We start from the raw sequence: 12,857 nt of genomic DNA, 5'->3' as shown, positions 1-12,857 counted from the left end.
TCGTCCCGACTCGCGCCCGGAGGCCTCAGCCGACCACGACCGCCCGCGGCGAGGTCACGTCGATCGTCGACGCCCCGGGGCTCGAGAGGAGCGTCTTCGTGAGGACCTCGCTCTTCAACGGCGATTCGTCCGCGCTCCCCCACACAATCGTGAGACCGGAGTTCAACGTCAGCGTCACGTCGTCCTGCGTCGACGCGCTCACGTTCGTCAATGCGGCCCGCACGTCCGCGGGCACCGAGCGCACGACGAGTCCCGCGCTCTCGAACGCCGCCGATCCGGTCCCGCCCGCGACGTCGAGCAGCGGCTGTCCGGCGGGCTGGTCGGAGGTGGTCGAGAGCGCGACGCCCGCGGCATCCACGAGGGTGTACCCGGCATCGGAGCGGATCACGCCGACCGGCGTGCGCTCCACGATCCGCACAGTGAGATCGTGCGGGGGCCTGGCCTCCAGCGCATAGGTCTCGATGAGCGGGAACGCGAGCAGCGCGGCCTTGACCTCACTCGCATCGACCAGAGCGAGCGGGGTCCCCAACTGGTCCGACAGCGCCGACTCGACGGTCGACGCATCGAGCGTCGAGGCCCCGACCACCGTGATGCGCTCGACAGCGAACAGCGGGCTGTAGGCCGCGGCGATGCTCCCGCCGATCAGGAGCACCGACGCGCCCACGGCGCTGAGCCAGACGATGCGACGACGACGAGACCGCTGCGTGAAGCGACGGATCTCCGCGCGCAGCGCCTTCCGACGTGCACGCGCCGCCCGCCACACGTCCCGAGCCGACATGGGGCCCGGGTCATCGTGCCCCGCGCGGGGCGCCCCCGCAGACCCGTCGTACGCTGTCGCCGAATCGGCCGCGCGTCCGGCATCCGTCTCGCTCGCGCGCGACCCGCTCCGCGGACGTCGGGTCGTCGCGTCGTCCGTCGCGCCGCCGGGCGACGTCGGGAGCGGGGGCGGGCGGCGCACCGACTACGCCCCGGTCGACCGCAGCGACTCGAGCACCTGCGGGATGATCTGGTACACGTTGCCGCAGCCGAGCGTCACGACGAAGTCGCCGTCGCGGGCGACGGAGGCGGTGTAGTCGGCGGCCTGCTGCCAGTCCGCCACGAAGTGCACGTGGGACTGATCGTCGAAGGCACCGCTCACGAGCTCGCCCGTGACACCGGGCACGGGATCCTCCCGCGCGCCGTACACGTCGAGCATGACCGTGTGATCCGCGTACGTCTCGAGCACCTCGGCGAACTCGCGGTACATATGCTGCGTGCGCGAATAGGTGTGCGGCTGCTGGATCGCGATGATCCGCCCGGAGCCGGCGATCGAGCGCAGGGCCTCGAGCGCCGCGCGCACCTCCGTCGGATGGTGCGAGTAGTCGTCGTAGACGGTCACGCCGCGCTCGACCCCGTGCTGCTCGAGACGGCGCACGGTGCCGGCGAAGCCCTCGACGGCCGTGACCGACTCCCCGAGCCCGAAACCGAGCGACAGCAGCACCGCGACGGCGCCGGTCGCGTTGACCGCGTTGTGCACACCGGGCACCGCGAGCTGAAGGCGGACGCTCTCGCCTGCGAACGTGACGGTCGCCGACACGGGACCCGAGGCGACGATGTCGGTGAGGCGGACGTCCGCGTCCTCGGCCTGACCGAAGGTGATCACCCGGGGATGCGAGAGCCCGGCCCCGACCCGGAGGGCTCCCGGATCGTCGCTGGAGATCACGACGGCCTCGGTCGCGGCGTCGGCGAAGCGCACGAAGGCATCGTGGAACGCCTCCTCGGAGCCGTAGTGGTCGAGATGGTCGGGGTCGACGTTCGTGATCAGCGCGACAGCCGTGTCGTACAGCAGGAACGTGCCGTCGGACTCATCGGCCTCGATCACGAACAGATCGCCCGAGCCGGTGGCGCTCGAGACACCGAGCTGCTCGATCACGCCTCCGTTGACGAAGTGCGGATCGGCGCCGAGCGCCTGCAGCGCCGTGACGATCATGCCCGTCGAGGTGGTCTTGCCGTGCGCGCCGGCCACCGAGACCAACCGTCGCGACCCGATCAGCCAGTGCAGAGCCTGCGAACGGTGGATCACGTGCAGACCGCGCTCCTTGGCCGTCACGAACTCGGGGTTCTCGGGCCAGATCGCCCCGGTGTGCACGACCGTGTCGGCATCGCCGAGGTGCGCGGCGTCATGCCCCACGTGCACGGTCGCGCCGGCGGCCGCGAGGGCGCGCAGGTTGTCGCTGTCGGCACGGTCGCTGCCGGACACCCGGATGCCGGCGTCGAGGAACATGCGGGCGAGGCCGCTCATGCCGGAACCGCCGATGCCGATGAAGTGCGCGGAGGAGATCGATTCGGGGATCGGGAGCGAGAGGTCGGGTCTGATCATGTCGTGTTCAGTCTACTTTTCGGTGGGGCGTACTCGGGTGGGCCGCGGCGGGCGATCGCGGGTCAGGCGACGCCGAGCGCCCGGTCCACGAGGGCGATCACGTTCTCGGTGCCGCTGCGCGTGCCGACGCGACCGGCGGCCTCAGCCATCGCGGTCAGTCGCGCCGGATCGTTCAGCACGGGGATCACGATGCGGCGCACGGCGTCGCCGTCGAATGTGGCGTCGTCGAGGAGTCGGGCTGCCCCTGCGGCGACCGCGGATGCCGCGTTCAGGCGCTGTTCGCCGTTTCCGACCGAGTACGGCACGTAGAGGGCGGGGATGCCGAGGGCGCTGATCTCGCTGACCGTGGCCGCGCCCGAGCGCGACACGATCAGGTCGGCGAGCGCGAACGCGAGGTCCATGCGGTCGACATAGCGCTGCAGCGAGTAGCCGGGCACCTCGGGGTCGGTGAGCTCGCTGCGCTCCCCCGTGACGTGCAGGAGCTGCCATCCGGCGGCGAGCACGTCGCCCCAGGAGTCCGCGAGTGCCTCGTTGAGACGCTGGGCGCCGAGGGATCCGCCGAACACGAGAAGCACCGGGCGGTCGGCGTCGAGGCCGAAGTGCTCGGCGGCCTCGGCGCGTGCCGCGGCGCGATCGAGCTCGATGACCTCGCGACGCAACGGCATCCCCACGACCTCGCCGCCCCGCAGAGGGGTGCCGTCGAAGGCGACGCCGGTGGCCGCGGCACCGCGGGCGCCCAGGACGTTGGCGAGCCCCGGTTTGGCGTTGGCCTCGTGCACCACGAAGGGCACGCCCTCGCGGCGGGCGGCGACGTAGGCGGGTGCGGAGGCGTAGCCGCCGAATCCGACGACGACGTCGACCGCGTGCGCGCGGATGTGGTCGCGAACCTGGGCGACGGCCCGGCGGAAGCGTGAGGGGAAGCGCACGGCCTGCGCGTTCGGGCGCCGCGGGAACGGAACCTTGTCGACGATCAACAGCTCGTAGCCGCGCGCCGGCACGAGGCGCGACTCCAGCCCTTCGGCCGTACCGAGCACGAGGATCTCCGCCGCCGTGTCGCGGGCACGGAGACCGTCGGCGACGGCGAGCAGGGGGTTCACATGGCCGGCGGTGCCTCCGCCGGCGAGAAGGTACGTGGTCACCGTGCGACCCTACCCCGACCCGCCGTGCGTCCCGCGCCGCGCGCGACGGCGGCCGATCGTGCGGCCGCCTTCTCCTCGGCCCCCGGAAGCGTGCGCGCGAAGGAGAGCAGCACGCCGCACGCGATGAGCACGGCGAGCAGGGCGGTGCCACCCTGCGACATGAACGGCAGCGGCACGCCCATCACGGGGAAGACCCCGATCACGACGCCGATGTTGAGCACGGCCTGACCCGTGATCCACACCGTGATGCCGCCCGCCGCCACGCGGATGAAGGGGTCGTCGGTCTTGCGGATCACGTGGAACGCACCGACCGTGAAGATCGTGAAGAGCGCGAGCACGACGATGCAGCCGATGAGTCCGAGCTCCTCGCCCACGATCGCGAAGATGAAGTCGTTGCCCGCGGCGGGCAGCCAGCCGTACTTCTCCTGCGAGTTCCCCAGGCCGACGCCGAAGATGCCGCCGGACGCCATGCCCCAGATGCCATGGATCGACTGGTAGCAGTCGCCGGTGTACGCCGACATGTCGGAGCACGTCGCGGTGATCCGACGCATCCGGTCGGGGCTCGTGATCGCCAGCGCGATGACCGAGATCACACCGAGGATCACCGGGAGGATGAACAGTCGGAGTTTGACGCCGGAGAAGAACAGGCACCCGAGCAGCACGAGCACCATCACCATCGCGGTGCCGAGATCCTTGCCCGCGAGCACCGTGCCGATGGCCAGGGCGCCCACGGGGACGACAGGGATGAAGACCTGGTGCCACGTGCCGAGCATCGTGTGCTTGCGCATCAGCACGTAGCCGATCCAGACAGCGAGCGACAGCTTGAGGAACTCGGACGGCTGCAACGTGAAGCCCGCGATGTTGATCCAGTTCCGGTTTCCGCCGTCCTCGATGCCGAGAGGCGTGAACACGAGCAGCTGCAGGGCGATCGCGGCGAACAGCGCGGGCCAGGCCATCCGCTTGAGGAACTTCATGGGCATGCGCGAGAGCAGGAACATGAGCGGGATCCCGAGCAGGGCGAACACTCCCTGGCGCAGTGCGCCGCCCATGGGGTTCTGGCCGCTCGCCACCGCCGTCGCGCTCGTCGCCGAGAGCACCATGACGATCCCGAAGATCGTGAGGAGCAACGCCGCCGAGGCGATCATGAGGAACTCGGTCGATAGAGGCGTGAACCGGCGTCCGAGCGAGACGTGGGCCGCGAGCCCTGCGCCGCGTCCGGCGTCAGAGCGCGGGGGGCGTTCGACCTGTGTCATCGCTCCCCCGGTCTATCCAGTCCCGCACCGCCTCGGCGAAGCGGTGTCCGCGATCCGCGTAGCTCGTGAACTGATCGAAGGATGCGGCGGCGGGGGCCAGCAGCACCGTTCCCTCGCCGTCGACGATCCCCGCAGCGATCTCCACGACGCGGTTCATGACGTGTCCAGTCTCGCCAGCATCCACCTCGAAGACCGGCACCGCGGGCGCGTGTCGCTCGAATGCCGCGATCACCCCGGCCCGCTCTACCCCGATCACGACCGCGGCACGCGCGGTCGTGCCGGCCGTGGCCACCAGCTCGGCGATGTCGACGCCCTTCAGGTCGCCGCCGACGACCCAGACCGCGCCCGGGTAGGCGCGCAGCGAGGACGCGGCGGCGTGCGGGTTCGTGGCCTTGGAGTCGTCGACCCAGGTGATGCCGGCGTGGCGGGCGACGACCTGGATGCGGTGGGCATCGAGGCGGAAGCCCTGCAGCGCCGCGTGGATCGCCTCGGGCTCGGTGCCGAGCGAGCGGGCGAGTGCGCTCGCGGCGAGGATGTTCTGCACGATATGGGGCGCGGCGAGGCCCGCGTCCTCCAGGTCGGCGAGCGTCGTGAGTTCGAGTGCGCTGCGGGCGCGATCGTCCAGGAACGCCCGGTCTACCAGCAGGCCCTCGACGACTCCGAGATCGCTCGGCCCCGGCACGCCGAGGTCGAAGCCTATGGCGCGCGCGCCCTCGACGACCTCGGCCTCCTCGACCATGATCCGGGTCGCCTCATCGGCCTTGTTGTACACGCACGCGACTCGGGTGTTGCGGTAGACGAGCGCCTTGGCGTCCCGGTACGCCTGAGCCGTGCCGTGCCACACGAGATGATCGTCCGCGAGGTTGAGGCAGACGGCGGAGTGCGGGACCGGCTGGCCCTCCGGTGCCGAGAGTCCGAGATACCAGAGCTGGTGGCTGGACAGCTCGACAACGAGCACGTCGAATCCGGCGGGGTCGCGCACCGCGTCGAGCACGGGCACGCCGATGTTGCCGCACGGCGCCGCACGAAGACCGCCCTCGACGAGCAGCGTCGCGGTGAGCTGCGTCGTCGTGGTCTTGCCGTTCGTGCCGGTGATCAGCACCCAGTCGGCAGGAGTGCCGTCCGGCCTCGTCACCTTGTCGCGCACCCGCCAGGCGAGTTCGATGTCGCCCCAGAGCGCGATCCCCGACTCCTGCACCCAGCGGATCACAGGATGCGACGGAGAGAAGCCGGGCGAGGCGATCACGACTTCGGGGTCGAAGTCGACGAGAGCCTGCGGCACGTCCGACAGCGCCCCGATCTCGAGCCGGGCACCGACCACCGGCACGAGCCTCGCGTATTCCTCGTCGGCGGACTCGCTGAGCACGAGCACATCCGCCCCGAGCTCGGCGAGCGTGTCCGCGACAGAGAACCCGGTCATCGACAGACCGAGCACCGCGACGCGCAGGCCCGACCAGTCGGCGTTCCAGCTCGTGAGGGTCGCGAGCCGCGCCTCAGCCGACACGGGTCAGCCACTCGACGTAGAACAGACCGACCGCCGAGACCGCGAGAAGACCCGCGATGATCCACATGCGCACCACGATCGTGACCTCGGACCAGCCCCGCATCTCGAGGTGATGGTGGAACGGGCTCATGAGGAAGAGCCGTTTGCCGCGCGTGACCTTGAAGTAGGCGCGCTGCAGGATGACCGAGCCGGAGGCCATGACGAACACGCCGGCGATCACGAGCAGCAGCAGCTCGGTGCGGGTCAGGATCGCCATCGCCGTGATGACGCCGCCGATCGCCATGGAACCCACGTCGCCCATGAACACCTTGGCCTTGGGTGCGTTCCACCACAGGAACCCGATGAGGCTCGCGGCGAAGGACGCGGCGATGATGGCCAGGCTGAACGGATCGCGCACTTCGTAGCATCCGCCGATCGCGGCCTTCTCGACGCCTTCGCCGACGCAGGACTGCTTGAACTGCCAGAAGGCGATGAGGCTGTAGGCGCCCACCACGATCACGCCCGCTCCCGCAGCGAGTCCGTCCAGGCCGTCCGTGAGGTTCACGCTGTTGGAGGTCGCGACGCCGATCACCGAGATCCAGAGCAGGTACAGCGCCCACCCGAGGACGACCGTGAACGCGAACAGGTTGAGCCAGGGGATGTCACGGAACAGGGAGATCGACCCGGATGCCGGGGTCTGGTCGAACTTGTTGGGGAAGTTCAGGGCCACGATGCCGAAGGGGATGATCACCAGCAGCTGCCCGATGATCTTGCGCCAACCGGAGAGCCCGAGGCTGCGCTGGCTGCGCACCTTCATGTAGTCGTCGATGAATCCGACGGCGCCGAAGCCGATCATGAGCCAGATCACCAGCAGCGCGGAGAGCGCGGGAGTGCCGCCGCCGACGTACACGCCGGTGAAGTAGCCGACCATGGTGCCGAGGATGAAGATCACCCCGCCCATCGTGGGCGTGCCGCGCTTGGCCTCGTGGCTCGGATTCTCGATCGCTTCGGGGGTGCGGATGACCTGACCCCATCCCCATTTGCGGAACAGCCGGAGGAAGACGGGAGTCAGGAAGAGCGTGAAGGCGAGCGATATGGCCGCCGCCATGATGAGTGACCTCACGAGAACGATTCTCCCAGACGATCGCCGAGATGCCGGAGGCCCACGGAGTTGGATGACTTGACGAGCACGCGGTCGCCGTCGCGCAGCTCGGTGAGGAGGTACTCGAACGCGGAGTCCTGATCCGCGAAGAACACGGCCTCGCTGTCCCAGGAGCCCTCGCCGATCGCGGAGATGTACAGCCGCCTCGCCTCCTGTCCGACCACGACGATGCGCTGGATGTTGAGGCGCACCGCGAGCAGCCCGATGCGGTCGTGCTCCTCCCCCGCGGTCTCGCCCAGCTCGCTCATGGCACCGAGCACCGCGACGGTGCGCTCCCCGGGGCCGGTGATCTGCGCGAGCGTGCGCAGCGCGGCCGCCATCGAGTCGGGGCTCGCGTTGTACGCGTCGTTGATGATCCGCACCCGATCGCTGCCTAGGGGCTGCATCCGCCAGCGCTCGGCGATCTCGACGGTCTCGAGGCGAGCGATCGCGTCCGCGGCCGCGACGCCGAGCACACCGGCCGCTGCGATCGCAGCGAGGGCGTTGTTGACGTGGTGGGCGCCGAGGACGCGGAGGTGCAGCGGGATCCGCTCCCCCGCGGATTCGATCACGCACGTCGTCCCGGAGGCCGTGACCTCGAGATCGTGCGCGCGGACGTCGGCGGCGCTGCTCTGGCCGAACCCGACGACCGTCAGCCCCCGGGAGTCGGCCAGGTCCCGCATCCCGGCGACACGCGGGTCGTCGACGTTGAGCACGGCCGTGCCGCCGACCGCAGCGGCCGCCACGAGCTCGGACTTGGCGCGCGCGGTGGCCTCGATGCCGCCGAACCCGCCCGCATGCGCGAGACCGACCATGAGGACGACCGCGACGTCGGGCTCGACGAGTCCCGCGAGCCTCGCGATGCTGCCGGGTCCGTCGGCGCCGAACTCGCTCACGAGGAACCGTGTGCCATGCGTGACGCGCAGCATCGTGACCGGGGCGCCGACCTCGTTGTTGTAGGAGTTGATCGGGGCGATCGTCTCGCCCTCATCCGACAGGATCCGCGCGAGGAAGTTCTTGGTGGTGGTCTTGCCGTTGGAGCCGGTGATGCCGACGATCTTCAGGCCGCCACCGGCACGGACGCGCGCCACGACCTCGCGGGCGAGATCGGCGAGGGCGAGCACCGCGTCGGGCACGACGATCTGCGTGATCTCCTCGTCCACGGGACGCTCGACGATCGCGAGCACGGCGCCGGCGGCCAGAGCGGCGCCGACGAAACGGTGTCCGTCGGTCTCCGCACCCGGCTTGGCGACGAAGATCGCTCCCGGGCCCATGTTCCGCGAGTCGGTGTCGACCACCCCCTCGACGATCGTCTCGGGCGTGGCGGTACCGGCGAGCCGCAGATCACCTCCCAGGACGGCGGCGATCTCGGCAAGCGACAGGGCGATCATGACATCTCCAGGCGCAGCAGGCGCCGATTCATTCGAACTTGGGAAGCAGTGCGTCCATCGGGGAGGAGGACGGCATCACGCGGTACGTCTTCATGGTCTGGGTCATCGCCTTCTGGAAGGCCGACGCCGTCGCCGCGGATGATGTGATTCTAGTCGGCTGGTCGAGCGTGACCACGACGACGTACTGGGGATCGTCCACCGGAGCGAAGCCCACCATGCTGGTGTAGTAGACGCCCTGCTTGTAGCCGCCGTTGCCGTCTTCGATCTGCGCGGTACCGGTCTTGCTCGTCACGCGGTAGCCCGGTACCTGGATGCGCTCGGCGTTGCCGCCCTGCACCGCGACGTTCTCCAGCATCCGGGTGAGGTCGGCCGCCGTCTGCGGCTGGATGATCTGCTCGGTGGTCGGCGCGTCCGGCGTGATCACGGTGCCGTCGGTCGCGGTGCACGACTCGATGAGCGACAGCCCGATCTTCTCGCCGCCGTTCGCGATCGCCTGGTAGGCGCCGGCGAGCTGGGGAGCGGTGACCGTGAAGTACTGGCCGAAGGTCGTCGTGTAGAGCGACTGGTTGTCCCAGTCGCTGGTCGGGTGCAGCATGCCGCTCGCCTCACTGGGGAAGCCGATCGTCGACTCGCCGACGCCGAAGCGCTGCAGGTAGTCGTAACGGACATCCGGGCTGACCATTGTGCCGAACTTCGACAGGGCGACGTTGGACGAGTCGATCAGGGCCCCGGCGAGCGTGTACTGGTAGGTGGGGTGCACGAACGCGTCGTTGATCACGGCCCCGTTGTCGAACTTCTCCTTCGAGGACGCCGACACGGTCGGGCTCGTCATCGTGACGCCTGCGTTCTCCATCACCGCCGCCGCGGTCACGGCCTTGAACGTGGAGCCGGGCTCGAACGGGTAGGAGAACAGCTTGCTGACGAGGGTGCCGTTCTGCGAGGCGGCGTTCAGGTCGTTGGGGTCCATGGTGGGCCACTCGGCGGCCGCGCGGATCTTGCCGGTCGCGACCTCCACGACCGTGACGGTGCCGCCCTGGGCGCCCTGCGCCTGCGCCTCCTCCGCGATCATCTGCTGCATGTACCACTGCAGATCCGCGTTGATCGTGAGCTGCACGGTGCCGCCGTCGACGGCATCCGTCCGGCTCTCGCTGCCGGGGATGACCACCCCGTCCTTGCCGGTGCGGTAGCTCTCCTCGCCGTTCGTGGGCGCGAGGCAGCGGTCGTCCATCTTCTCGATGCCGGCCTGCGCGGTGCCGGTGCCGTCGAGGAAGCCGACCACGTTGCCCGCGACCGCGCCGTTGGGGTAGACCCGCACCTCGCGCGCCTTCAGGGACAGATAGGACGATACCTTCAAGTCTCGCAGCTCGATGTACTGCTCGGCGGTGACCCCGTTCATCAACGGGAGGTACTGCGAGTCGGGGTTCGCTTCGAGCGCGGCGGCCACATCTGCGCGGAGCTTCTCGGCGTCGAGCCCGAGGATCTCCGCGATCCGCGTGGAGGCCTCCGCCCACGGTGTCTTCGGCGGGTTCTTCTCGTCCTCCTCGAGCAACCGGATGACCTGCGGGCTGAGCTGGGCGTCGTACACCGTGACGCTCTCGGCGAGCACGCTGCCGGTGGAGTCCACGATCGAGCCGCGGTCGCCGTAGATGGGCGTACCCCGGGAGATGTACTCGAGGGACTGCGTGACGTGCTCGTCGGCGCGCACGATCTGGATGTCGACGAGGCGCACGATGAACGCGGCGAGGACCGACAGGATGACGGCCAGCGCGACGACCGTGCGTCGCCGTGGCGTCCGGGTGGCTCGTGTCGTCATGGACTGTCTCCGTCAGATCGTGATGCGGGTCTCGTGTCGGCTATCGCGTCGTGGGACTCGGGAGTCCGTCGGTGATCGCGGGGGGCAGCTCCTGCTGCGTCTGCCCTGCTGTCGTCTCGTCGGCGGCCTCGTCCGTCGCGGCAGGCGGTGCCTGCAGCAGCGAGTTCGCCACGGCTCCGGCGCCGTTCGGGTCGATCGTGGACGTCCCCGCAGCTCCGGTGCCCTGTCCGAACACCGCTCCGTCGCTGAGTCGGATGTAGGCGGGCGAACCGGCGACGACCATGCCGAGCGAGGCCGCGCTGCTCGCGAGCGCCTGCGGTGAGCTGAGCCCGGTGAGATCGTCCTGCAGGGCGTCGGTCCGCAGATCGAGATCGTGCTGCTGGGACGTGAGGCTCGCGAGCAGGAACGAGTCCTGCGTGATCGCGAGCGACAGACCGATCTGCGCGGCCCCGATCGCCATGGCGCCGGCCAGCGCGATGATCGCGTAGGCGAGCTTGGGCTTGCGGCGTGCCGGGGTGCCGGTGACGGGTTCGAGTCGCCGGCGCGGTGCGCGGGTGGGAGCCTCGGTCTCGAGGGAGCGGGGCTTCCGGGCGATCGCGGACATGCTCATGATTCACGCACCTTCTCCGCCGCCCGCAGACGGACCGGGATCGCTCGGGGGTTGCGAACGCGCTCCTCGTCGCTCGCGAGTTCGGCACCGCGCGTGACCACGCGGAAGCGCGGAGCATGCTCGGGCAGCTCGACCGGGAGTCCCCGGGGTGCGGTCGACGCGGCACCTGCCGCGAAGGCCTGCTTGACCAAGCGGTCTTCGAGCGACTGGTAGGACATCACGACGATGCGTCCGCCCACCCGGAGCGAGTCCATCGCGGCGGGGATCGCATCCGCGAGGACGCTGAGCTCGGTGTTGACCTCGATGCGAAGCGCCTGGAACACGCGCTTCGCGGGGTGTCCGGCACGTTGTGCGGCGGCCGGCGTCGCGGCCACGAGGATGTCGACCAGGTCCCCGGAGCGGAGGATCGGCTGCGCCTGCCGCGCCTCGACGATGAAACGCGCATAGCGCCCTGCGAGCTTCTCCTCGCCGTAGCGTTCGAAGATGCGTCGCAGGTTGCCTTCGCTGTACGTCGCGATGACCTCGGCGGCGGTGACGCCCTTGGTCTGGTCCATCCGCATGTCCAGCGGCGCGTCCTTCGAGTAGGCGAAGCCGCGCTCGGCCTCGTCGAGCTGGAGGGAGGAGACTCCGAGGTCGAACAGGATGCCCGAGGCTCCCTGTGCGTGCAGGCCGATCTCGTCGTAGACCGTGTGCACGAGCGTGATGCGGTCGCGGAAGCGTGCGAGCCTCTCCCCCGCGATGCGCAGGGCGTCGGTGTCGCGGTCGAGTCCGACGAGGCGGATGTTCGGGAAGCGCTCGAGCAGGGCCTCGGAGTGACCGCCCATGCCGAGCGTGGCGTCGACGAGGACGGCCCCGTCGGCCTGGAGGGCGGGGGCGAGCAGCTCGATGCAGCGCTCGAGCAGGACGGGGGTGTGGATGTCGCGGAGGTTCATGATCTTTCTCGGGTGACCTCTGTGTGTGAGTGACCAGGGCCCTGATCCCCCTCCGCTTCGCGACCCGGCACCGGGGAAGTGTGTCGGGGCGGGAGCGGCGGGGCATCACAGCCGTGGTCAGAACAGTCCCGGGATCACCTCCTGCTCCAGGTCGGCGTAGGACTCCTCGCCGGCGGCGAGGTAGGCGTTCCAGCTCTCGGCATCCCAGATCTCGGCGTGGGCGCCGACTCCGGTGACGATGAGCTCCTTCTGCAGACCCGCGTACTGACGGAGGTGCGCGGGGATGGTGATGCGGTTCTGGCTGTCGGGCATCTCCGCACTGGCACCGGAGAGGAAGAGGCGCATGAAGTCACGCGCCTGCTTGTTCGCGAGCGGGGCCTGGCGGATCCGCTCGTGCATCGCCTCGAACTCGGCCGTGCTGAAGACGTAGAGGCAGCGCTCCTGTCCACGCGTGACGACGATGCCGCCACCGAGGTCTTCGCGGAACTTCGCGGGCAGGATGACCCGCCCTTTGTCGTCCAGCTTCGGAGAGTGCGTCCCCAGCAGCATCGGCCATCACCCCCTCTGCGTCCGGCCAAACTCGAGGTGCGCCCCACTTTACTCCACTTTCCTCCACAAACATATGAGCAATTGGCAGTATTCCTGTTCCATCGAGAGAGCGCACGAAAAAGACCCGCGTGATTACGCGGGTCTTCAGGCGAAGCGGGGGTGGAGGATGAGTGGAGGATGTGTGGAG

General features: G+C 69.6%; 11 protein-coding genes. All 11 read right to left on the bottom strand.

Features of this window, described 5'->3' with window-relative positions; genetic code table 11:
- Positions 1-25: 25 nt before the first annotated feature.
- Positions 26-778 (bottom strand): FtsQ-type POTRA domain-containing protein, encoded by a 753-nt coding sequence (locus tag MRBLMX7_RS17155; RefSeq protein WP_152926229.1) that lies wholly within the window; start codon positions 776-778, stop codon positions 26-28.
- Between the two features lie 183 nt (positions 779-961).
- The gene (murC, locus tag MRBLMX7_RS17150; RefSeq protein WP_363370329.1) at positions 962-2,359 is read right to left on the bottom strand and encodes a UDP-N-acetylmuramate--L-alanine ligase; all 1,398 of its coding nucleotides are present in this window, start codon (positions 2,357-2,359) and stop codon (positions 962-964) included.
- 62 nt (positions 2,360-2,421) lie between these two features.
- On the bottom strand, positions 2,422-3,498 hold the full coding sequence (locus MRBLMX7_RS17145) for a UDP-N-acetylglucosamine--N-acetylmuramyl-(pentapeptide) pyrophosphoryl-undecaprenol N-acetylglucosamine transferase (protein ID WP_363370327.1): 1,077 nt from the start codon (positions 3,496-3,498) through the stop codon (positions 2,422-2,424).
- Positions 3,495-4,751 (bottom strand): putative lipid II flippase FtsW, encoded by a 1,257-nt coding sequence (gene ftsW, locus MRBLMX7_RS17140; protein ID WP_363370325.1) that lies wholly within the window; start codon positions 4,749-4,751, stop codon positions 3,495-3,497. The genes MRBLMX7_RS17145 and ftsW overlap by 4 nt, the downstream gene beginning before the upstream one ends.
- On the bottom strand, positions 4,720-6,255 hold the full coding sequence (murD, locus tag MRBLMX7_RS17135) for a UDP-N-acetylmuramoyl-L-alanine--D-glutamate ligase (protein WP_363370324.1): 1,536 nt from the start codon (positions 6,253-6,255) through the stop codon (positions 4,720-4,722). Before murD ends, ftsW begins: the two co-directional genes overlap by 32 nt.
- Positions 6,245-7,357 carry a phospho-N-acetylmuramoyl-pentapeptide-transferase gene (mraY, locus tag MRBLMX7_RS17130; protein ID WP_050723733.1) on the bottom strand — a complete coding sequence of 371 codons (1,113 nt, stop codon included), beginning with the start codon at positions 7,355-7,357 and terminating at the stop codon, positions 6,245-6,247. Before mraY ends, murD begins: the two co-directional genes overlap by 11 nt.
- Positions 7,354-8,766 (bottom strand): UDP-N-acetylmuramoyl-tripeptide--D-alanyl-D-alanine ligase, encoded by a 1,413-nt coding sequence (locus MRBLMX7_RS17125; protein ID WP_363370321.1) that lies wholly within the window; start codon positions 8,764-8,766, stop codon positions 7,354-7,356. Before MRBLMX7_RS17125 ends, mraY begins: the two co-directional genes overlap by 4 nt.
- 28 nt (positions 8,767-8,794) lie before the next feature.
- The gene (locus tag MRBLMX7_RS17120) at positions 8,795-10,579 is read right to left on the bottom strand and encodes a peptidoglycan D,D-transpeptidase FtsI family protein (RefSeq protein WP_363370320.1); all 1,785 of its coding nucleotides are present in this window, start codon (positions 10,577-10,579) and stop codon (positions 8,795-8,797) included.
- Between the two features lie 40 nt (positions 10,580-10,619).
- Positions 10,620-11,189 carry a hypothetical protein gene (locus MRBLMX7_RS17115; protein ID WP_050723730.1) on the bottom strand — a complete coding sequence of 190 codons (570 nt, stop codon included), beginning with the start codon at positions 11,187-11,189 and terminating at the stop codon, positions 10,620-10,622.
- Entirely contained in the window at positions 11,186-12,121 is a 936-nt protein-coding gene (gene rsmH, locus MRBLMX7_RS17110) for a 16S rRNA (cytosine(1402)-N(4))-methyltransferase RsmH (protein WP_363370317.1), read from the bottom strand. Before rsmH ends, MRBLMX7_RS17115 begins: the two co-directional genes overlap by 4 nt.
- 117 nt (positions 12,122-12,238) lie before the next feature.
- Positions 12,239-12,670, bottom strand: coding sequence for a division/cell wall cluster transcriptional repressor MraZ (mraZ, locus tag MRBLMX7_RS17105; RefSeq protein WP_067120554.1), 432 nt, complete (start codon positions 12,668-12,670; stop codon positions 12,239-12,241).
- Positions 12,671-12,857: the final 187 nt, after the last annotated feature.

Source organism: Microbacterium sp. LMX7-1.2, assembly GCF_040675935.1.
Lineage (GTDB): Bacteria > Actinomycetota > Actinomycetes > Actinomycetales > Microbacteriaceae > Microbacterium.
Note: the sequence above shows the minus strand (reverse complement) of the source record. Positions and strands in the feature narration are given on the sequence as shown.